Genomic DNA, 20,302 nt, shown 5'->3' with positions numbered 1-20,302 from the left:
ATCAATAGATTATTCACTGAGATCCCATTCATTATTTGTTTCCCAATAATAAAATTGCTTAAAAATGTCAGTCTAATTTTTTAGTTAATGATCCTTATATGGCAACACTATTTGAGAAAAAACTAGATATTTATGTTAAAATATAAATAAGTTTGTGAAAGTTTGCACTTAAATAAGAGACTTCAACTAGTTAAACTTGATTAAAGAGGAGGGCTGTTTTGGGTATCACATTCATTTTCATATGTATTATATTAGTGGCTTCTATTCTGCAAGCAAGTACAGGTTTTGGCTTTTCCATAATGGCAACCCCTTTCTTACTTATGTTATTTTTACCACAAGAAGCTATACAAATAAACATTATTTTATCTTTAATTATCTCCATTTCACTCATTTGGAAAATAAGAATGGACGTTGATTTTGTTCTACTGAAAAGGTTTATTTTGGGAAGTATAGTTGGTGTACCTTTTGGTATTTTAATCTTCATTTCCGTTAACATAAACACTTTTAAATTAGCAGTTAGCATCCTACTCTTACTATTAACATTGTTGCTAATATGCAAAATTAAGGTTAGATCAACACAATCTAGAGATTTCATAGTTGGTGGATTATCTGGTCTTTTAACGACAAGTATCGGTATGCCAGGTCCTCCCCTGTTACTTTATTTTACAGGAACTAATACTGAAAAAGAGAAGTTAAGAGCAACTACATTAGCTTTTTATCTGTTTATATATTTCATTAGTCTAGTAACTCAAATACTCTTTACTGGCACAAACAAAACCATTTGGGAATCAAGTTTTTATGCCATTCCAATTTTATTTTTAGGTTTGTTTATAGGTCAAATTATTTTCAAATGGCTTAATCAACGGATTTTCAAAATATTTACGTATATCCTTTTAAGTTGTACGGGTATGTATCTTCTTATTGAAAGTTTGCATTTATTATAGAAGTTGCTTTAGGTTATGCATTAAGAATTAGGTTTCGAATGAAATATCATGATATATTTTTAAACGTGATAACGATAAAAAGCGGCTATTATGCCGCTTTTTATCATTATCAAATTGGTCGATATTAAACCAAATGACAGTAAATACATCGTTATAACAATCATCCACATATTGTTTTTCAATAGGGGTACTTAATGATTTATGAATAATGTACAAAATTAATTTTCCATATTAATCAATCACTTCTTTCAAAGCATCTTGATCATGTTTTTTCATAGCTATAATTAAATCCTCTTCAGAATTGAAAATCATAAGCATCTTCCTTCCTCAGTTCCCCTTTAGCAGCTGCTTTTACTTACTATTGGCATTTCATTCTCTTTTCCTATCACTTTTGTAAAAAATTATTAATTTTTATTTCTATGTATATGATAACAAACAAAATACCTAAGTTCAGAAAGAATAAAGAACTTTCTGGCCTTAGGTATTTCTCCTTCCAAAAAAGGCAAACCCACATCACAGGTTTGCCTCTTTACTCACTTCTTATTTAAACCTTTTTCACTTAAAAACTCTTTCATATGCATTCTTTTTTCTTTGGACATAAATGAACTCATTGATTCCGTCCACGTTACGTTTTTTTGATTTGATGATCTTTCTTTGTAATACGCGCTCATCGTTTCATCATATTCATTTAGTAATTCATCATATTTCTGTTCATTATATCCATTTTCATGAAGAACTGCTGCTACTGGTAAACGTGGTTTAACTCCATGTTCTTCATCTGGTACACCGACTGTCATTCCGAATACAGGATATACTTTATCCGGTAAATGAAGCAATTCGCTCACTTCTCTCGGATTATTACGAATACCACCAATATAACAAATACCGTAGCCTAATGACTCTGCCGCTAGTGCTAAGTTTTGCGCAAAAAGTGATGCATCTACCGTCGCAACGATAAAGTCTTCTACTCCCTCATGCTTTATCTCTGTACCATGTTTTTCACATGCAATTTCAAGTCGTTTTAAATCTGCACAACAAACAAAAAATGCTGCACAGTCCTTCACATGGCGATTTCCGGATAGCTCTGCTAGTTTAGCCTTTAATTCCTGATCTGTTACATATATAACAGAATACGCCTGTACAAAATGTGATGAAGCTGCATGTTGCGCAGCATGCACCATCTTTTCTACTACATCTTTCGGAATTGATTCTTCTTTATATTTACGAACTGAAACATGTTGCTCCATCTTATGTATCATCTCATTCATGAAAGTCACTCCTTTTTTCTCTTCATAATGAAAAATTAACATATCTTTTTCAATTTTCACAACTTATAAGCACAAAAAGAGCAATTCTTTTTGAATTGCTCCTTTATTAAAACGTTTATCAATACGGTAAATGAAATTATACTTATCTTATTACGCCGTTTTCAAAACTTTAATACCTTTTACGATATTCCAAATGAAGTAGTAAATTCCTACAAGAATGAACACTGCATATGTGATAGCCATTCCAATTCCAGCACCGTCAGATTGATTGAAACCTAAACCGTACATGCCTGATACTGCTAGTCCTCCAAATAAGATTGCGTATGGGAAAACATGTGACCAAAATGCTTTTTTCGCGTGATACTTCACTTCATCTTCTGCAATAAAGTACACGATAATTGGTAGTAAAAATGGTGCAAAAAAGATACTAAAGTAACATAACGAAGATAAAATATTATTTCCTTTCATCCGATTCACCTCTAAATAGTTTTTGTTACCTTCATTATGTCAGGAAATCATTCTAGAAACTATCGCTTTACCTTTCACGAACGTGACATATTTGTAAGATTTTCCTCAAACTAAATCCCGCCTGAAGTTTCAGACGGGATCACTTTCACTATATTCGATTCATAAACCAATACTGTGTAATTGCTAAATATTCTCGTACATTCGATGGAATGATGATTGGTTTCGGTGTTTTTGCCGGAAGACCTTCTAATTGTAAACCTTGTTTGGCCGCTATTTTTTTCGCTCTAAACATGTGAAAATCGTTTGTTACGATCATACCTTTTTTCATATCGGCTGGAATTAACGGTTTTGAGAATGTAATATTCTCATCTGTACTCGTAGATTTGTCCTCCATTATAATGCGGTCTTCTGCGATATTTTGTTTTATTAGTCCTTGTTTCATTGCTAATGCTTCTGAAATGTCTTCGCCTTTTCCTTGTCCTCCAGATACGATAGCGATTGTTTTCTCATGTGATTTTAAATATTCAGCTGCTTTATCAATACGATATTGCAATGAATAAGATGGTTTCGCCCCATTTACTTTCGATCCTAGTACAATTATGTAATCAGCATCGTATGTTGCATTCATATGCCCATGCTTATAAATGTGATATTGTAAAAACCCCGCATACACGGCGCAAATCATTATAACAACTAAAATGCCCTTCATTATTTTCTTCTTTCTCATATTCATATACTCCTATTTTCTTTTACTTCCTTCATGATAATATCCATTTATTTGTTTGTATACAGACAAATTCCAATAAACCCTAATTTATCCTCTGAAAGGTAATATTTATATTACTTTCGGGAATAGTAAGTACAACTTTACACGAAGGAGTGTCTCTATTGCTTCTCTTTTTATGTAACGTGTCGTTCTTTTTCATCTTATTTTTGCTATCGCTTAAGTTACTCGGTAAATCCGCGTTAGCGCAACTAACTCCTCATGATTTTGGGGCTATAATTTTTTTATCTTATTTAGCTTTCCAGGCCATACCCGTCTCTGGTGCTTTACAAGCATTTCTCGGTATGGTTGTTATCACATGTTTACATTTACTCCTTACAAAATTAAGCCTATTCAACAAACTAAATCGCTTTATTCTCGGACACCCTATCATTTTAATTAAACATGGTGATATTATTTTTGAGAACTTACAAAAAAGTAGATACCCCATTGCAGAACTGCTTTCTAATCTTCGCGTTGCAGGATATCCAAGTGTTCATGAAATTGAATACGCTATTTTAGAAGCGAACGGCGCTATTAGTATTTTACCAAAAAGAGAACTTGTACCATTAACTCCAAAAGATTTAAACATAGATGTTAAGTATGCTGGATTACCAATTGCACTTATCGTCGATTCACAAATTCAATATGATAACTTAAAGTTAATACATAAAGATGAAAAATGGTTATATAAAGAATTAAAAGAAAAAGGAATTACAAATATTAAAAACGTTGCCTTTGCTTCTGTTCAAGAAACGGATGGATCTTTTGCGATTAGTTTAAAGGAATAAAAAAATCCCCTTAATTGCTTAAGGGGATTTCTTCATCATATCGCTTCTTTCTCTCCTGCCATATTTAATGGCACAGGATGCTTCATACGATTCATCGTAAATACGATAACCGCTGTCATTACTTCTGCAACTGGCATAACGAGCCAAATTCCATTTATACCAAATAATTTCGGCATAATCCATAACAATGGAATAATAAATAGTAATCCTCGGCTCATTATAATAAGTACTGATTTCTTCGTTTGTCGCACTGATTGGAAGTACTCTCCATACACAATGTTATAACCTAAAAATACGTATTGGATAAAGAATAAACTAATACCTGTTAAGGTTAACTCCAATAATTCTGGAGATTGAACATCAAATAAACCAATGATATATTTCCCGAAGAATAATCCGACAATTATCGCAACGCCTCCAAGGACAACTGCAATTTTCACAGCAAACTTCAATCCTTCACGCAATCTTTCTGATAAGTTTGCACCATAATGGAAACTAGCAATTGGTTGCAATGCAGCACCTACACCGAAGAATAATAGTAATGTCATTGCATGAATACTATTCACCATCGCATAGGAAGCTACTCCTACTTCTCCTGCATATTGGACGAATGCGATATTAAAACCAATCGTTACGATTGCAACCGTACTTTCTGCTGTAAAACTTGGGAAACCAATCACCATAATTTGTTTGACAGTATCCCATTCAAAATGGAATTTCGTCCACTTTAAGATACTACTTTTTCTAAAGAAATGAGTTAATAATACAAGGAAACCAATCGCTGCCGAAAGAATAGTCGCTGAAGCAGCACCTGTTACGCCCCATCCAAAAATAAAAATAAAGATGTAGTCAAACACGATATTTAATACAGCCGTTACAACAAGACCTGCCATCGCTAAATTAGGATTTCCATCATTTCGAATAAATGTACTTAAAATATTTTCTAAAACGTATATCATTCCAAATGTTAATAATACGTGTAAATAGTCTAACGCATATGGTAGAATCACTTCGTTTGCACCAAATAAGTATGCTAAATCTTCTATTCTCCATAAGCAAATCGCTGCTAAAATCCCTACGATAACAACTGCTACCGTCATTGATTGAGTAAAAATAGACCTTGCTCTTTCTCGTTTATTTTCACCTAATGCAATGGAGTATAACGTTGCCCCGCCCATTCCAATCCATAATGAAATAGAGAAGAAAATCGAAAAGGCTGGAATAGCCACGTTCACTCCTGCTAAACCGTTCGCCCCAACTCCTCTACTAATCATAACCGCGTCAATTACAATATTCACTGACATTAATACCATTCCAAGAACTGCTGGTATTAAATAAGAAATAAATAAACTTTTAATTGGTTTTTCTCTTAATTTTTCTGTTGCTTCCATACTCTAATATGCTCCTTTTTTTCAACTCTCTTTTCTTAGTTTAAACCTTCAAGTAACTTTAAGGTCAATAGAGAATTAAAAAATAGGTAACTGACTTATATGAATGAATGTAAATTTGTAATCAATTCAAAGGTTTTCATCTTATTTTTTTACTACAGGAATTTGAATTTCTGTTACTTGCTCCTCAGGATCTTCTGTTACAGACCAATCAATCAATCCAATCTCAATCGAATCTCCATGTACTTCGTAACCTTCTTTATCAATGTATGTAAGTAACTCCTTGTACGTTGCATCTGTTTCTTCATATGGTCCATGATGATAAGAACAAGCATATAAACCTTCTTTAATTTCATCTGAAGTATGCACTTCATACGGCATATAATCCAAAAGAATAAATACACTGCTATATGCTTGAAACTCATTTTGCATTAAACCTTTTTTCGCAACAGTTACACCAATATCTCCAGAAAATAAACTATCATCCATTTGCCTCATATTTTTTTGAAGCGAATGGATGTAGTACTCAAACATATCATCCGTCGTATTTGGAGCAACCGCAATAGCTGTAATTTTTCGCGGCGGGATCTCTTTTATTACCATTTGTTCAGCTTTTGCTTTTGTTGCTTCCTTAATTAAATGAATTCTATGCTCCATTTTCGCCAAAGCATACTCAATTTCTCTTTGTTTCTTCAGCATCATCTCTTTTTGTTTTTCCAGTAAATTGAGTGCGTATGCTGGATTTCTTTCATCAATATATTTTTTAATTTCCTTTAATGGAATGTTTAATTGGCGTAAAAACTTAATCGTATCTAATAGTGAAAATTGATCGATTGTATAATAACGATAATTCGTTTGAGGATCAACAATGGACGGATGAAAAATTCCTTTTTCATCATAATACCTTAATGTAGATTCTGCGATATTATGCATTTTTGCCATTTCTCCAATTGTAAAACGTTTATTTAATAACATCTTTTATTTCCTTCCATTTCTATTTATTTCATTATATGTTCATTTTGTCTTCAAAACAAAAAAGAATTCCCATACGAGAATTCTTTTTTTACTATTAAACCTCTATTATTATAGGAAGAATCATCGGCTTTCGTTTTGTATTTGTATATATATACTTCCCTAACGCTTCTCTTACCTCCCTTTTCAAAATACCCCAGCTATTCACATTCTCTTTCTTTAAATTATTAATTGTAATAACAGCTAATTTATTTAATTCTCTTAAAAATTCTTCTGAATCACGAACATAGACAAATCCACGAGAAATAATATCAGGACCTGAAATTATTTCTCCATCCACTTTATTAAAAGTAATAACTATAACGAGCATTCCATCTTCTGAAAGTTGTTTACGATCACGTAATAATGCATTTCCAACATCTCCAATTCCTAATCCATCTACATATATATTTCCTGCCTGTATTCTTCTAGATTGAATTGCCACTTCATTACTTATATCTACAACATCTCCATTACGTACGATAAAGATATTTTCCTTTTCAATACCAATTGATTCTGCTAACAAACTATGGTGATGTAGCATTCTAAACTCTCCATGAATTGGAATAAAATATTTTGGCTTCATTAATGTAAGCATTAACTTCAACTCTTCTTGATATGCATGACCGGATACATGCACTCCAGTAGAACTACCTGATCCGTAAATCACCTTTGCTCCTAATGCAAATAAATTATCGATAATTCGAGAAACGTTACGTTCATTTCCTGGGATAGGGGTCGCGGCTATAATAACCGTATCTTCTGGTAAAATATCCACTTGTCTATAGTTTCCACTCGCTAAACGCGCTAAAGCTGCCATCGGTTCTCCTTGACTTCCTGTACAAAGTATCGCTACCTGCTTTGGATCTAAACGATTTACCTCACTCGCTTCAATTAACATGCCGTCTGGAATATGTAAATATCCTTTCTCTAGAGCAACTTCTACTACATTTACCATACTTCTCCCGAGCAAAGCCAATTTTCGATTTGTTTTTATACATGCTTCAACTATTTGCTGAACACGATTCACATTAGAAGCAAACGTAGAAATAATTACTTTTCTATTTGCTTTCATAAATATTTCCTCTATCCGTTCTCCTACTGACCTTTCTGATGGAGTAAAACCTGGGCGTTCTGCATTTGTGCTTTCAGATAATAAAGCTAGTACACCTTCACTTCCTATTTTAGCCATTTTATGAATATCAGGATGTTGATTATTTACTGGTGTTAAATCAAATTTAAAATCACCTGTATGTACTACAGTACCTTCTGGTGTATGAAAAACAATACCGAGACAATCCGGAATACTGTGGTTCGTTTTAAAAAAGGTTGCCTTAATAGAACCACAATCAATTTCTGATTCTGAATGAATAACGATTAATTCCGTATCATTTTGAAGATTGTGTTCCTTTAATTTAATTTCAATTAAACCTAACGTTAACTTTGTTGCATAGATTGGTACATTTAGTTGTTTTAAAAAATATGGTATTCCGCCAATATGGTCCTCATGCCCGTGCGTTACTACTAAACCGCGAATTTTTTCTTTATTTTCTTGCAAATATGTGACGTCTGGAATTATTAAATCAATCCCTAATAAACTTTCATCTGGAAATTTAGACCCACAATCAATGACGACAATATCATTTTCATATTGAATAGCATACATATTTTTTCCTATTTCATTTACTCCACCTAAAGCAACAATAGACAAGTTATTTTTTAATGAATTCAAATGATAAAACCTCCCTTTCACAGTTATAGTTTGTGAAATAGTATGTAGAATTTATTATTTGTAATGGAAAAGGACTTCATACTATTTTATACATATAAAATTCACACACTACTCTTACACCTATATCCCAATAAGACAGCTTCTTCCTCAAAAAGCTCCCATTTTTTCATTGATTTTTTATAAAATCTATTATATATTAATTACAGGTTCAAATTACGAGTTCAAAAGAACTTGTAATCAGACCCTTTTGTTTAATGGGTTTTACATATTTTCATTAGGCAAATTCCGAGAAATCGTATGATAAAATTAAAAATGACGAGGAGAGGATCAGATGGAATTCGAATTTTTCTTTCAAATTGCACTTATTTTATTAAGTACAAAGCTTGCTGGTGATCTTAGCGTTAGATTAGGTCAACCTTCTGTACTAGGTAAATTAATTGTCGGTATCGTTATCGGTCCAGCTGTATTAGGTTGGATTGAAAATTCAGAGCTTCTAACTCAATTAAGTAATGTCGGGGTTATTCTCTTAATGTTTATGGCTGGACTTGAAACAGACTTAGAAGAATTAAACGCCAATCGTAATTCTTCTTTAGCAGTTGCACTCGGAGGTATCATTCTTCCATTCGTAGGTGGTTACGTTTCCGGCCTTGTTATGGGAATGGAACAAGGAAACGCTGTATTCTTAGGATTACTTCTATGTGCGACAAGTGTTAGTATTTCCGTTCAAACACTTCGCGATTTAGGAAAGATGAAAACACGTGAAAGTACAACTATGCTAGGCGCAGCTGTATTTGATGACATTCTTGTCGTTATTTTATTAGCATTCGCAATGAGCTTCTTAGGTACTGATGATGTTAACTTAACAATGGTTATCTTGAAGAAAGTAGTATTCTTCGCTTCTATTATTTTAATCGGATGGAAAGGTGTTCCTGCAATTATGCGCTGGTTATCACCACTACGCGTATCTGAGTCTATCGTGAGCGCGGCTCTTATCATCTGTTTCTCATTCGCATATTTTGGCGAATTATTAGGAATTGCTGGTATTATCGGTGCTTTCGCTGCTGGTATTGCAATTTCTCAAACAAACTACAAACATGAAGTAGAAAAGAAAGTAGAACCAATTGCTTACGCTATGTTCGTTCCAGTATTCTTCGTTAGTATCGGTATGAATATTACATTTGACGGTATTGGCAATCAAATTTGGTTCATCCTAGCATTAACAGTAATCGCTGTATTAACAAAACTAATTGGTTGTGGTGTTGGTGCACGCATGACTGGATTTGACGCTAAGTCTTCTGCAATTATCGGTGCTGGAATGGTTTCTCGTGGTGAAGTTGCACTTATCATTGCAGGAACAGGACTTTCTTCAGGTCTATTGGCACAAGATTACTTTACAGCAATCGTTATTGTCGTTATTTTAACTACAATGATTACACCACCAATGTTAAAATATACTTTTGGTGCAAAAGATAAAGCAATGAAAGCAAGTAAATAAGTTTACTATAATAAAAGGAGATTGCTATTTTATAAGATAGCAATCTCCTTTTTGTTTTATCTTTAAACAATCTCGTTCTTTTTTAACCATTTTTCAAAAATAGTTCGTGCTTCTTCATCATTGATATCATTACTAAATGAATACACCTTAATACCATAATCATCTATATATTCACCCAGTTTCATTTCCTCCACTTTCTTATAAAAATCGTCTGCCTCATAGTGCGGAAGATAAGCATCCCAAACTGGTTCATTTATTCTTTTGTACGCCGTCACTTCTAAATCATATCCGTCTTCATAATATCCGATGTGATAATGTTTGTTCGGATCATATTTATCCATTAAAAGTCCCCTCCTACTAAACAAAAGCGAGCCTTATATTACAGCTCGCTCCTCTCTCTATTTATTAAATACGTTCCATCGCCGTCTTCAACGTTCCAACAACAAAGGCAATTTCTTCACTTGAAATAATAAGCGGCGGTGCTAATGTTAAGACGTTATTATACCCTGCTGTTGTCATACCATTGCGTCCTATAATTAAGCCCTTTTCTTTACAAGCATTTACAACACTTGCAATTTTGTCGTTATCAATTGGCTCTTTCGTCTCTTTATCATTTACTAATTCAATTCCGACTAATAGACCTTTTCCTCTAATATTCCCAACAAGCGGATGTTCCCCAATTTCATCTTTTAGTTGCTCTAATAAAAGGGAACCCATTTGCGCAGATCGCTCGATTAAATTTTCATTTTCCATAATCTCTAAGTTTTTAAGTGCTAATGCACAAGCTGCTGGATTTCCACCAAATGTATTAATATGTCGGAAGAATTCATACTCTCCCTTCCCTTTAAATGCTTCATATATTTCTTTTTTCACAGCTGTTGCAGATAATGGTAAATATGCGCTCGTAATGCCTTTTGCCATCGTAATAATATCTGGCTTCACATCATAATTCATAAATCCAAATGCTTTTCCTGTACGACCGAAGCCGCAAATCACTTCATCACTAATAAGCAAGGCACCGTGTTTTTGACACGTCTCATGAACAGCTTTCATATAGTCTTGTGGTGGCATTAAAATGCCCCCACCTGTAATAATTGGTTCCATAATAAAAGCGGCAATTGTTTCACTTAATTCCCACGTCATAACACGATCGACTTCTTTCACACATTCTACATCATAAATATGCTGCCCTTCAATCCCAGGCATACGGTAACAATCCGGTGGTGTTACGTGTAAAAAGCCTGAAGCAAACGGCTCATATTGATATCTACGCTGCGCTTGTCCCGTCGCTGCCATTGTCGCCATTGTATTCCCGTGATACCCACGATAACGTGACATAAATTTATAACGATGTGGTTCACCTTTTTGCGCATAGTATTGCCTTGCTATTTTAAAAGCTGTTTCGTTCGCTTCTGAACCACTATTTGAGAAGAAAATAACATACTCTCCCCCAAGCCACTCATTTAACTTTTCAGCAAGCTTTATAGCTGGTTCATGAGATTGTGACATCGGAAAGTATGATAATGTTTGTAATTGCTTATAAGCCGCTTCTGCGAGCTCCTTTCTTCCATATCCACTATTCACACACCAAAGACCACTCATACCATCTAAATATCTTTTTCCTTGTATATCTTCAACCCAGCACCCTTCAGCTTTTGCCCCTACCATTGTACTATTTGGACTAAAGGGACGCATTCCGTGCCAAACATATTGCTCATCTTTTGCTAATAATTCATCAGTTTGCTTCGTTTTCATCATTACTTCCACCTTCCATAACAACTTATTTTTCACAAAAGCTGCGCTGGTGCCATGATGACTTAAATTTCTCCCTGCTATTTTCATTCCACAAAATTAAGACAAATCCTACTTACAAATCAGTAATATTTACAAGAAAATGACAAAAGAAAAAAGAGCTTTTCTTATCTATCGAAAAGCTCCTCTTTTATTTAATGTGAAGACGCATCACTAATACCGTGACCAGTATTAGATTTCACAAGAATTTCATCAAATTTCGCTGCATCTTCTTTCTTACTAGATAAAACAGTTCCTAAATATGCTGCAAGAAATCCGAGCGGAATTGAAATAATTCCTGGTGTCGTATATGGGAATATCGCTTCCCCAACAAAAATAGCTTTTCCAGCTACAGGGTTCCAAACATTCGGACTCAACGCTACGAGAACAATTGCTGATACGAGCCCTACAATCATACCGGAAATAGCACCCGTTGTATTAAAACGCTTCCAATATATTGTAAATAAAATCACTGGTAGATTTGCACTCGCTGCAACTGCAAATGCTAATGATACTAAAAATGCTACGTTTAATGTTTGGGCAAATAATGCAAGTATGATAGATAGTATCGCTACTCCAATAGATGCATAACGAGCCATGGATACTTGCTCTTTTTCCGTTGATTTCCCTTTGCGAATGATCTCATTATAAAAATCATGTGCAAATGCTGATGCTGCTGTTAATACAAGACCTGCCACTACAGCCAAAATCGTCGCAAAAGCAATTGCTGATACGAAAGCAAATAAGAAATCTCCACCTAACGCTTTTGCTAATAAAGGTGCCGCCATATTACCAGCTGGGTTCGCTTTAATAATCGCTTCATTTCCTACAAAAGCCGCCGCACCAAATCCTAAGAAAATCGTCATAATATAAAATGCACCAATTAACCACGTCGCATATACGACAGATTGACGTGCAGTTTTTGCATCACGTACTGTAAAAAAGCGGACAAGTATATGTGGTAATCCAGCTGTACCAAGTACTAGTCCTAAATTTAAAGAAAGTGTATCAAGACCATCCTTATACTTTACACCTGGATTTAAAAATGAATCTTTTAATGGTGTAGCTGTTTTCATTTGAGCGAACATTTCAGTCACGCTGAAGTTGAATTTTGCGAAAACGATAACAGAAATAATAAACGTACCAGCCATAAGTAATACAGCCTTTACAATTTGTACCCAGCTCGTTGCTGTCATACCACCAAAAATAACATACACCGTCATAAGTGTTCCAACGATTAATACAGATGTCGTATATTCAATTCCTAATAATAATTTAATAAGTGCACCCGCGCCAACTAATTGTGCAATCATATAAAAGATAGAAATCGTCATCGTATTAAGAGCTGCGACTCCGCGAACTTTTTTCGCATCAAAGCGTGCTGCAATCATATCCGCCAAAGTGTACTTTCCTAAATTTCTAAGCGGTTCTGCAACAAGATATAGTACAACTAAATAAGCAACTAAAAAACCGATACTATAAAAGAATCCATCAAACCCAGTTAATGCGATTGCTCCGGCTATACCAAGAAATGAAGCAGCAGACATATAATCTCCAGCAATGGCCAGACCATTTTGCCAACCAGTTAATCCCCCTCCAGCCGTATAAAATTCACTCGCATTTTTCGTTTTTTTCGATGCAAAATAGGTTATGACAAGCGTACCAAGAACAATAATTAAAAATAGTGCAAACGCAGTAGTATTCAAGTTCAGCCCCTCCCTTTTTGCATATCTTGCAGAATTTTTCGGGAGATTTCATCAAATGATTCTGCTTTTTTGCTATAAATCATACATAGTGCCCATGTCATGATAAATTGGGAAAAAGCAAATACCCACGCCCATGTAACGTCACCAAATGCAGGTGTATTGAGCACCTTTGAATACGATGTTAAAATAGGTAATGCGATAAAAAAACTAAAAAAGAAAATACTCATTGGAATGATAAACTTCTTTTTCGTATTTAATAACAATTGAAATTCTTCCGACTGAACGACCTCTGTATAATTCACCTCATTTTGCAACTTACGTGCTGACGTATCATCTCGTTTCATTAACCGATCCCCTCTCTTACTTGAAATGCACTTCCCCCTTGCATACCTAAAGACTAAATTTTATAAATATTCAGAAACTTATACTTATTGTAGACAATCCGTGCATTCATGCAAAGATTTTTTGATAGACATTTTTCGGCAATTTCCCCTAAATTTTTAATATACTTTTTCAACATAAAGTGACACCTTACTTATTTTTTCCTCATTAAGACAAAAGCAGTGCTTAACGCACTACTTTTGTCTTTTTTTCCTTTTCTAAATTACGAGCTGTTTCGCTTAACTCAACCTCTTTTCCGTCTTTAAGTGTTCCAAATATAAAATCGAATACTGGATTTGAAACACCGAACCAAAACTTTTCGTTTTTATAATGGTGTAATATATGTTGTTTTTTTAGCCATCTTCCAAACTTAGTGACGGGACGAATCGGTCTATGGGCAATATAATGTTTCCATTCGTAAACGAGCAGCATAATAATCATTCCGATTCCAAATGAAAGTGTAATAGTAAGACTTTTTGTAATACCATATGCTATAAGTAAATATATAGTAAAACTAGGTATACTAAACCATACAGGTAAAAACAAAAGTTTTAAATCATCTGGATATACGTGGTGATCATAATGCAATCTTCTTAACATTTTTAATAGAAATGTGTTTTTAGGTGGCTTTATATGGAATAAAAAACGATGTGTCATATATTCATTAAGTGTATAGAAAACAATCCCAAACATACATGCTAACATGCCAAACCACGTAAAAAATTGCATTTTTAAAATAATAATGAAAATAAATAGAATGCTATACATAATAACAATATCATGTTGTAAAAAGAACTCTTTCCCCACTTTCTTCATCTTGTTTCCCCCTTTTCCAAAAAAACAGCCGCAACATATCGTTACGACTATTTCTTTTCTATTCTTGTTCTATTCACTTTACAAATTTGCCCGCTGTTCTATTGCCGAGAAAAAATTGTTTGGCCCAAATATATTTTGCTTCGGAATAATATGTTCCACTGCAAACACTGTTACTTCTCCTCTTTGCACTTCTCCAATAATGAGACCAAATATTTGATGATTTACTGCAAACGTCGGTTGCTTTGTTTGTAGCAATCTTGCAGCATTATGAAATACTGCTTCATATAGTGGATTTCTATCAGTAATTTCTTTTCGGATTTTTGGCGCTAACGTAATTATAATTTCTTTTCCGTCAATAGTGGTTCGATACATAAAAATCTCCCCTTCAATCTTATGTGAACAACTGTAAAGCTTTGTATGCAAAATGTATAGAGTAACCTACTAAAATAATACCTGCTCCGGCTGTTATGTAGCCAAGCGCTTTTGGTTTTAATAAAGTTCTTCCAAAATGTACAGAAAAAGCAATATTTAAATTCCATAAAATAATACCTGCAATAATGCAAAGACTGTACAAAAAAGCTTCTTGTTTCGTTACCTTCGTAAGTAATGAGCTAAGTGTACTTCCGTATATACCAAACCAAAAAACAAGATTTAATGGATTGGATATCGCAATTAAAAATCCTGCCATAAACGATTGCTTAAGACCACCTACCTCTTCTTTTTTATATTCCATGTTTGAGTGGGAAATTCCTTGTTTTACACTTTGAAATCCTAAATAAAATAACAAGAAAAAACCCGTGCAATACATGAAGGCTTGTACATATGTATACATAAACACAGAAGATAAACCGAAATAAATGAGAAGCATAAATAAAACATCTGCAGTCATTCCACCAATTCCAACAACCCAAGCATGCCAAAACCCACGTTCAATTCCTCGTTTTAACATTTCAATATTAATCGGCCCTACTGGTGCAGCTAATGAAATACCTAATACGATTTGCTGTATAATTGCTCCAAACATCGCTCTATCCTTTCTACTCTCTTTACTACTAGTTAATGATGTAATTTGAAAAAATGGACTAGCTTCCATAATAAAATACCCTTTTTTATCCAAAATATACAAAAGAGCCATATAGGTGATGGCTCTTACTTTTCTATCCTATGAAGAAAAGGACATTTCCCTTTTATTGGTTCTACATCGTCTCCTATGAAATATTGTTTCCATTCACGATGCTCTGGGTCACCATAATGACTAATGTTAGGATGTTTCGGCAATTGATCCCACTTTTCAACTCGCTCACGGACCATTTGTCTTGAATATGCTCCTTTAGGACGATCCCCCTCTAATCCATCAAAAATAGTGCGTGGTTGAAACCCAATAACGAGAGAATTCCCTAAATGTCTAGTTTTTCGTTGTTTATAAGCTGGCGCGTTTCCAAATGCGAATATTGGCTCACCACAAAATGAAAATTCCCATAAATAATGGTCTGGATCCTCAGGAATTTGCTTTGGCCATGCTTGATTATCGTTTTCATGTAAATACTGTAACACTTTCCAAAAGGAATCACGGTAATATTCGAGTGATCGTTCTTCACATTCCGGTTCTACAAAAAGGAAAAAGCCCCTTCTTACAATCGGCCTCTCTTTCATTAACTCTAAAAAAGATAACATTGTATGCGGCAAATGACTCCAATCATTATGAGAAAGAAATGAATAACGAAGTTCATTCTTTTTCAAAGCTGTTAAACCGAAATAACATGGAAAAGTTGGTTCTAACACGACACTTGAAAAAATCTCAAATTCTTTTGCAACCCAATCCGGTATGTCGGTTCTCGTTCTCATTCCTTCATTATCTAATAAGTACGACCTATTCATTCTTTCACCTCGTTATGTATAGCATTCAATTAAGAATATTACATACTCGGCCTGTCCTATACCTATTTAAAAATTTGATTGGAAAATTATTTAAAAATATAAAAAATAAAACCGCTTACTTGACTAAATTCTCCCAATTCGTGTATATTTAAATTAATCATTTAGCAGAATATTCAAGAATATAGCATTTTTAGTTTATATTATTTCTTTAAATGAATTTCACTAAATGAAAATAGTAAACGCTTTTAGGAGGAATTGTAACATGCAAGGAAAAGTAAAATGGTTTAACAACGAAAAAGGTTTTGGATTTATCGAAATGGAAGGCGCTGACGATGTATTCGTACATTTCTCTGCTATTCAAGGAGACGGCTACAAAGCTTTAGAAGAAGGTCAAGAAGTATCTTTCGACATTACTGAAGGTAACCGTGGACCTCAAGCTGCTAACGTAGTAAAACTTTAATCCAACATATAACAGAAGGTTACCTTACTTGGTAACCTTCTTTGTTATTCCTTTGTATATTTCCGTTTTACAGAGCAAAAACTATGTAAAATGCGCACTATACAAAGGAGGAATTATTAATGGGATCAGAAGTAAATGATTTTGAAGAAGTAAAATTCCGTGTAGAAACAGCACAAAAGATGGTAGGTTCTGCAACAATTTCAATGGATCCAGACACATTAGAGCATGCCACTACTGCAGTAGAAGCAGCTCGCTCACAGCTTGAAATTATGAAATCTGTTGCAGTAGATTTAGATGAACCATTTTTAATGAACGAGGAAAAGAAACTAAGCAAATGCGAGCAGCAATTAAACGAAGCAAAGCACTAAAAAACATCCAGAGAATTTTCTCTGGATGTTTTTTTATGACAACTGTTCTCCATACTTTTTCAATGTTTCTCCAACTGTACATTGTCTTATACAAAATGAATGTGCATAATATTTACTATTTGTCTTTCGATTATGTTCTCGCAAGAAACATCCTTCACAATATGTTTCTAATAAGTCATTTACCTCTGTAATGAGTTGCTTTTTATCCACCTTTGCACCTCTCTATTCGGTTATTTCTTTATGACTATCAATGACTGTCCCTTCTAATGCTTGCGTTGCTAATTGATGTGCTTCTTTATTTTGTTTTCTAGATATCGGATCACATACAAGTTTTAATTTCATTTGCTTCGCCTTTTGTTCAATTTGATCTAAATAATGGTTTAAATGCTCATCATAACAAGGCCATTCTCCCGCCAATTGCTGCAATACAACTTGAGAATCTCCGCGAAGTGTAACTGCTTCATATTTAATCCCTAATTCCTCGAGTATATTCATACCGTATAATAGTGATGCATATTCCGCTTCATTATTATCATCTATACCTTCTATATATGCATTGCGGCGAATGCGGTAGTTTGTATTTCCTTTTTTATAGTACACACATATACCAACGCCAGCTTCTTTCGTTTGCACATCATACCCCCCATCAAAATAAACGAGTATTTCTTGGGGCTCTTCCTCTACTTGTTTACTCAGTTTTTTCATTTCCTTTAATGACCATTCTGCATCCATTTCATCGTAAAATAAAAGTTCCTTAGCTCTTCCTGTTTTCTCAAAATCCTCTGCAAATTGAAGTATTTCTTCTATGTTCATATAATCTGTTGTTAATTCCGTCTGCAATCCTCGCTTCGTTTTATACAACCAATGAATTTTATATTTCATACTAGATTCCCCTTATATAAGACTTCTTATATGTAGCCAGCTAATGAAAGCCTCACTTTATTTTATTATATTTTATCTAGAGTCACAGCATTATATTCAATATGATTACATACAAAAAGAGCTATCCCTATAGGAATAGCTCTTTCATCTATTACATAAATCTTTCAAATTGTACTCGCTTATTAATCCAGTACATTACAGGCATACCAATGGCCATTACAACAAATTCACCGACTGCACATGTTAACCAAGACAACATAAATGGTAAACCCAATGCAAGATGAAGTTCAATTGCAATCATAAACATTGTAATCGTAAAGATAACCGTATTAAAAATCATACGAGCCCAAACACCTTTAATAAATCGCATAGAAATAATCGTTGCAACTAATGCAAGAATAGATTGCCCTACTCCAAATACTAAATCATAAGCGATCATAGGTGAGAAAAAGAGATTCGTTAAAAATACACCTAATACAATTCCGTAAATTGCTTTCTTGTTAAATACAACGAGATGATTAAACATCTCTGAAATACGAAATTGTACATTCGTAAAGCCAAATGGCTGAATAAGCATAGAAACAGCAATATATAATGCCGCTAAAATACCATTGCCGACTAAAGTTCTAATATTCATGACAAAATCTCCTTAGTTTTTTTACGTGGGATGGTTTCGAACCACGTTATTCTTTTTTTAGCAACAAGATTATATTTTACGTGGTAGCCCCTCTTTCGTCAATAGATTCCTATCATGAACTACCTTTTTTCTTTTAGACAACGTATAATGAAACATATGAAAGATTTAGGAGGTTTCACTTCATGATAGCAACAATCCAAAATGAAAAAGTGATCGTTTCCATTTCTGACAAAGGTGCAGAATTACAAAGCGTTCGCTTAAAAGAAGACAACACAGAATATTTATGGCAAGGTGATTCTACATATTGGGGACGTCGCGCACCAATTTTGTTCCCAATTGTCGGCCGATTAGTAGATAATACATACTACGTAGACGGTAAACCATATTCATTAACACAACACGGTTTCGCTCGTGATCTTACTTTCTCTGTGAAAGAACAAAGTGAAACAAAGATCACTTATATCGTTACTAATAATGAAGAAACGTTAAAAAAATACCCATACGAATTCGAATTACTCGTTTCTTATGAGCTAGAAGGACAAAGCGTTCATGTAACATATGAAGTAAACAATCCTACTTCTAAAGAGATGTTCTTCTCAATTGGGGCACATCCTGGATTCAACTTCCCTTTATTGGATGGTGAATCATTTACAGATTATCACTTATCGTTTAATGGTTCGGAACGCTTAGAAACAAGCGTATTAGAAGGACCTTACCTTTCAAACAAAAAGCAATTAATCGCTGAAAATACAACTGAATTGCCACTTACATATGATTTATTCAAAAATGATGCGCTTATTTTTGAAAATATGAATACGAATGAAATTTCGATTCGTTCTCATAAACATAATAAATTTGTAAAAGTAGAATTTGATGGCTTCCCATTTGTCGGCGTATGGACACCAGGGGATAACGCACCTTTCTTATGTATTGAACCTTGGTATGGAATCGCTGATGAAGTAAATCCAGCAAAAGATTTCAAGGACAAAAAGGGAATTCAATCTTTACAAGCGAATGAAACATTTACATGTCGTTACAGCATCACAATCGGATAACTACTCTATCCCCTACTTCAAAAAAATATTTAAGTAGGGGATAACCTTATAATTTGGAGGTTTCTCATTTTGATTGAAGTATATATTGATGGTGCATCAAAAGGAAATCCTGGTCCTTCTGGTGCAGGAGTGTTTATTAAAGGCGTTCAACCACCTGTACAATTATCATTACCACTTGGAACAATGTCCAATCATGAAGCAGAATACCGCGCTTTACTTCTAGCATTAAAATATTGCATCGAGCATAATTATAGCACTGTCTCTTTTCGTACAGATTCCCAGCTTGTCGAACGGGCTGTTGAAAAGGAATACGCAAAAAATAAAATATTTGCACCTCTTTTAGATGAAGCACTACAGTACATAAAAAACTTCGATCTCTTTTTTATTAAGTGGATTCCAAGTAGTCAAAATAAAGTAGCTGATGAATTAGCTAGAAAAGCTATATTACAAAATTAACGGGGGTATGAG

General features: G+C 34.1%; 24 protein-coding genes, 1 pseudogene and 1 riboswitch. Of the genes and pseudogenes, 7 read left to right on the top strand and 18 right to left on the bottom strand.

All coding sequences use genetic code 11. The features are described 5' to 3' along the window. The first annotated feature begins 218 nt into the window (after nucleotides 1-218). Nucleotides 219-944 (top strand): sulfite exporter TauE/SafE family protein, encoded by a 726-nt coding sequence (locus DN403_RS11025; RefSeq protein ID WP_000513087.1) that lies wholly within the window; start codon nucleotides 219-221, stop codon nucleotides 942-944. 57 nt (nucleotides 945-1,001) lie between these two features. Here the strand turns inward: DN403_RS11025 and DN403_RS31715 are convergent. The 4 genes and pseudogenes from DN403_RS31715 to DN403_RS11005 all read right to left on the bottom strand — a co-directional run. Continuing rightward, nucleotides 1,002-1,262, bottom strand: a pseudogene (locus tag DN403_RS31715) (RNA polymerase); the annotation flags it as partial. A gap of 215 nt (nucleotides 1,263-1,477) precedes the next feature. Continuing rightward, nucleotides 1,478-2,212, bottom strand: coding sequence for an oxygen-insensitive NADPH nitroreductase (gene nfsA / locus DN403_RS11015; RefSeq protein ID WP_042597510.1), 735 nt, complete (start codon nucleotides 2,210-2,212; stop codon nucleotides 1,478-1,480). Between the two features lie 150 nt (nucleotides 2,213-2,362). Beyond that, nucleotides 2,363-2,680, bottom strand: coding sequence for a magnetosome magnetite crystal formation protein family (locus tag DN403_RS11010; protein ID WP_000678034.1), 318 nt, complete (start codon nucleotides 2,678-2,680; stop codon nucleotides 2,363-2,365). A 148-nt stretch (nucleotides 2,681-2,828) separates the two neighbouring features. Continuing rightward, entirely contained in the window at nucleotides 2,829-3,407 is a 579-nt protein-coding gene (locus DN403_RS11005) for a YdcF family protein (protein WP_001227675.1), read from the bottom strand. 161 nt (nucleotides 3,408-3,568) lie between these two features. Between DN403_RS11005 and DN403_RS11000 the strand changes: the two genes are divergently transcribed. After that, nucleotides 3,569-4,234 (top strand): DUF421 domain-containing protein, encoded by a 666-nt coding sequence (locus tag DN403_RS11000; protein WP_000923922.1) that lies wholly within the window; start codon nucleotides 3,569-3,571, stop codon nucleotides 4,232-4,234. A gap of 35 nt (nucleotides 4,235-4,269) precedes the next feature. Here DN403_RS11000 and DN403_RS10995 read toward each other — a convergent pair whose 3' ends face one another. The 3 genes from DN403_RS10995 to DN403_RS10985 form a co-directional block, all read right to left on the bottom strand. After that, the gene (locus tag DN403_RS10995) at nucleotides 4,270-5,625 is read right to left on the bottom strand and encodes an MATE family efflux transporter (protein ID WP_000388391.1); all 1,356 of its coding nucleotides are present in this window, start codon (nucleotides 5,623-5,625) and stop codon (nucleotides 4,270-4,272) included. Between the two features lie 141 nt (nucleotides 5,626-5,766). After that, on the bottom strand, nucleotides 5,767-6,597 hold the full coding sequence (locus DN403_RS10990) for a MerR family transcriptional regulator (RefSeq protein ID WP_000925909.1): 831 nt from the start codon (nucleotides 6,595-6,597) through the stop codon (nucleotides 5,767-5,769). A gap of 94 nt (nucleotides 6,598-6,691) precedes the next feature. After that, nucleotides 6,692-8,365 carry a ribonuclease J gene (locus tag DN403_RS10985; RefSeq protein WP_001086700.1) on the bottom strand — a complete coding sequence of 558 codons (1,674 nt, stop codon included), beginning with the start codon at nucleotides 8,363-8,365 and terminating at the stop codon, nucleotides 6,692-6,694. A gap of 331 nt (nucleotides 8,366-8,696) precedes the next feature. Between DN403_RS10985 and DN403_RS10980 the strand changes: the two genes are divergently transcribed. Next, nucleotides 8,697-9,860, top strand: a complete 1,164-nt coding sequence (locus DN403_RS10980) for a cation:proton antiporter (RefSeq protein ID WP_000393904.1) — start codon at nucleotides 8,697-8,699, stop codon at nucleotides 9,858-9,860. A 62-nt stretch (nucleotides 9,861-9,922) separates the two neighbouring features. Here DN403_RS10980 and DN403_RS10975 read toward each other — a convergent pair whose 3' ends face one another. From DN403_RS10975 to DN403_RS10940, 8 genes are all read right to left on the bottom strand, one after another. Continuing rightward, nucleotides 9,923-10,201, bottom strand: a complete 279-nt coding sequence (locus DN403_RS10975; RefSeq protein ID WP_000362149.1) for a DUF3986 family protein — start codon at nucleotides 10,199-10,201, stop codon at nucleotides 9,923-9,925. Nucleotides 10,202-10,265: 64 nt separating this feature from the next. Continuing rightward, nucleotides 10,266-11,615 (bottom strand): aspartate aminotransferase family protein, encoded by a 1,350-nt coding sequence (locus DN403_RS10970; RefSeq protein WP_000850964.1) that lies wholly within the window; start codon nucleotides 11,613-11,615, stop codon nucleotides 10,266-10,268. Between the two features lie 191 nt (nucleotides 11,616-11,806). Further along, on the bottom strand, nucleotides 11,807-13,357 hold the full coding sequence (locus DN403_RS10965; protein ID WP_001098235.1) for a solute symporter family protein: 1,551 nt from the start codon (nucleotides 13,355-13,357) through the stop codon (nucleotides 11,807-11,809). Between the two features lie 2 nt (nucleotides 13,358-13,359). Next, entirely contained in the window at nucleotides 13,360-13,701 is a 342-nt protein-coding gene (locus tag DN403_RS10960; RefSeq protein ID WP_000817366.1) for a DUF485 domain-containing protein, read from the bottom strand. 223 nt (nucleotides 13,702-13,924) lie between these two features. Further along, nucleotides 13,925-14,554: a sterol desaturase family protein gene (locus tag DN403_RS10955; protein ID WP_000755395.1), complete on the bottom strand. Its 630-nt coding sequence runs from the start codon at nucleotides 14,552-14,554 to the stop codon at nucleotides 13,925-13,927. A 78-nt stretch (nucleotides 14,555-14,632) separates the two neighbouring features. After that, on the bottom strand, nucleotides 14,633-14,926 hold the full coding sequence (locus tag DN403_RS10950) for a hypothetical protein (protein ID WP_042597503.1): 294 nt from the start codon (nucleotides 14,924-14,926) through the stop codon (nucleotides 14,633-14,635). 19 nt (nucleotides 14,927-14,945) lie between these two features. After that, nucleotides 14,946-15,689: a LysE family transporter gene (locus DN403_RS10945; protein ID WP_001196838.1), complete on the bottom strand. Its 744-nt coding sequence runs from the start codon at nucleotides 15,687-15,689 to the stop codon at nucleotides 14,946-14,948. 14 nt (nucleotides 15,690-15,703) lie between these two features. Beyond that, a complete protein-coding gene (locus tag DN403_RS10940) occupies nucleotides 15,704-16,432 on the bottom strand; it encodes a YqcI/YcgG family protein (protein WP_001082150.1) in 729 nt (242 codons plus the stop codon). Nucleotides 16,433-16,694: 262 nt separating this feature from the next. On the opposite strand from DN403_RS10940, the gene cspB reads away from it, so the two are divergent. Both cspB and DN403_RS10930 read left to right on the top strand, forming a co-directional pair. Then, nucleotides 16,695-16,892: a cold shock-like protein CspB gene (gene cspB / locus DN403_RS10935; protein ID WP_001161731.1), complete on the top strand. Its 198-nt coding sequence runs from the start codon at nucleotides 16,695-16,697 to the stop codon at nucleotides 16,890-16,892. A gap of 119 nt (nucleotides 16,893-17,011) precedes the next feature. Next, nucleotides 17,012-17,260 carry a DUF2564 family protein gene (locus tag DN403_RS10930; RefSeq protein ID WP_000534400.1) on the top strand — a complete coding sequence of 83 codons (249 nt, stop codon included), beginning with the start codon at nucleotides 17,012-17,014 and terminating at the stop codon, nucleotides 17,258-17,260. 33 nt (nucleotides 17,261-17,293) lie between these two features. Here the strand turns inward: DN403_RS10930 and DN403_RS10925 are convergent, their stop codons facing one another. The 3 genes from DN403_RS10925 to DN403_RS10915 form a co-directional block, all read right to left on the bottom strand. Further along, the gene (locus tag DN403_RS10925; RefSeq protein ID WP_000358801.1) at nucleotides 17,294-17,470 is read right to left on the bottom strand and encodes a zinc-finger domain-containing protein; all 177 of its coding nucleotides are present in this window, start codon (nucleotides 17,468-17,470) and stop codon (nucleotides 17,294-17,296) included. 12 nt (nucleotides 17,471-17,482) lie between these two features. Next, the gene (locus DN403_RS10920) at nucleotides 17,483-18,142 is read right to left on the bottom strand and encodes a ribonuclease H family protein (RefSeq protein ID WP_000875533.1); all 660 of its coding nucleotides are present in this window, start codon (nucleotides 18,140-18,142) and stop codon (nucleotides 17,483-17,485) included. A gap of 151 nt (nucleotides 18,143-18,293) precedes the next feature. Beyond that, nucleotides 18,294-18,779: a QueT transporter family protein gene (locus tag DN403_RS10915; protein ID WP_001026475.1), complete on the bottom strand. Its 486-nt coding sequence runs from the start codon at nucleotides 18,777-18,779 to the stop codon at nucleotides 18,294-18,296. Between the two features lie 6 nt (nucleotides 18,780-18,785). Further along, nucleotides 18,786-18,830: riboswitch (PreQ1 riboswitch) on the bottom strand. Nucleotides 18,831-18,961: 131 nt separating this feature from the next. Between DN403_RS10915 and DN403_RS10910 the strand changes: the two genes are divergently transcribed. Continuing rightward, nucleotides 18,962-19,834 (top strand): aldose 1-epimerase family protein, encoded by an 873-nt coding sequence (locus DN403_RS10910; RefSeq protein ID WP_000562118.1) that lies wholly within the window; start codon nucleotides 18,962-18,964, stop codon nucleotides 19,832-19,834. Nucleotides 19,835-19,903: 69 nt separating this feature from the next. Next, the gene (locus tag DN403_RS10905; protein WP_000573877.1) at nucleotides 19,904-20,290 is read left to right on the top strand and encodes a reverse transcriptase-like protein; all 387 of its coding nucleotides are present in this window, start codon (nucleotides 19,904-19,906) and stop codon (nucleotides 20,288-20,290) included. Nucleotides 20,291-20,302: the final 12 nt, after the last annotated feature.

Origin of the sequence: Bacillus sp. AY2-1 (genome assembly GCF_008368965.1) — a bacterium.
Classification (GTDB): domain Bacteria; phylum Bacillota; class Bacilli; order Bacillales; family Bacillaceae_G; genus Bacillus_A; species Bacillus_A thuringiensis_S.
Note: the sequence above shows the minus strand (reverse complement) of the source record. Positions and strands in the feature narration are given on the sequence as shown.

What these genes read in the sequence shown, in the direction of transcription:
- nfsA (WP_042597510.1), bottom strand. Translation starts at nt 2,212, where the DNA reads ATGAATGAGATGATACATAAGATGGAGCAACATGTTTCAGTTCGTAAA.
- DN403_RS11010 (WP_000678034.1), bottom strand. Translation starts at nt 2,680, where the DNA reads ATGAAAGGAAATAATATTTTATCTTCGTTATGTTACTTTAGTATCTTT.
- DN403_RS11005 (WP_001227675.1), bottom strand. Translation starts at nt 3,407, where the DNA reads ATGAGAAAGAAGAAAATAATGAAGGGCATTTTAGTTGTTATAATGATT.
- DN403_RS10995 (WP_000388391.1), bottom strand. Translation starts at nt 5,625, where the DNA reads ATGGAAGCAACAGAAAAATTAAGAGAAAAACCAATTAAAAGTTTATTT.
- DN403_RS10990 (WP_000925909.1), bottom strand. Translation starts at nt 6,597, where the DNA reads ATGTTATTAAATAAACGTTTTACAATTGGAGAAATGGCAAAAATGCAT.
- DN403_RS10980 (WP_000393904.1), top strand. Translation starts at nt 8,697, where the DNA reads ATGGAATTCGAATTTTTCTTTCAAATTGCACTTATTTTATTAAGTACA.
- DN403_RS10975 (WP_000362149.1), bottom strand. Translation starts at nt 10,201, where the DNA reads ATGGATAAATATGATCCGAACAAACATTATCACATCGGATATTATGAA.
- DN403_RS10970 (WP_000850964.1), bottom strand. Translation starts at nt 11,615, where the DNA reads ATGAAAACGAAGCAAACTGATGAATTATTAGCAAAAGATGAGCAATAT.
- DN403_RS10960 (WP_000817366.1), bottom strand. Translation starts at nt 13,701, where the DNA reads ATGAAACGAGATGATACGTCAGCACGTAAGTTGCAAAATGAGGTGAAT.
- DN403_RS10955 (WP_000755395.1), bottom strand. Translation starts at nt 14,554, where the DNA reads ATGAAGAAAGTGGGGAAAGAGTTCTTTTTACAACATGATATTGTTATT.
- DN403_RS10950 (WP_042597503.1), bottom strand. Translation starts at nt 14,926, where the DNA reads ATGTATCGAACCACTATTGACGGAAAAGAAATTATAATTACGTTAGCG.
- DN403_RS10945 (WP_001196838.1), bottom strand. Translation starts at nt 15,689, where the DNA reads ATGGCTCTTTTGTATATTTTGGATAAAAAAGGGTATTTTATTATGGAA.
- DN403_RS10940 (WP_001082150.1), bottom strand. Translation starts at nt 16,432, where the DNA reads ATGAATAGGTCGTACTTATTAGATAATGAAGGAATGAGAACGAGAACC.
- cspB (WP_001161731.1), top strand. Translation starts at nt 16,695, where the DNA reads ATGCAAGGAAAAGTAAAATGGTTTAACAACGAAAAAGGTTTTGGATTT.
- DN403_RS10930 (WP_000534400.1), top strand. Translation starts at nt 17,012, where the DNA reads ATGGGATCAGAAGTAAATGATTTTGAAGAAGTAAAATTCCGTGTAGAA.
- DN403_RS10920 (WP_000875533.1), bottom strand. Translation starts at nt 18,142, where the DNA reads ATGAAATATAAAATTCATTGGTTGTATAAAACGAAGCGAGGATTGCAG.
- DN403_RS10915 (WP_001026475.1), bottom strand. Translation starts at nt 18,779, where the DNA reads ATGAATATTAGAACTTTAGTCGGCAATGGTATTTTAGCGGCATTATAT.
- DN403_RS10910 (WP_000562118.1), top strand. Translation starts at nt 18,962, where the DNA reads ATGATAGCAACAATCCAAAATGAAAAAGTGATCGTTTCCATTTCTGAC.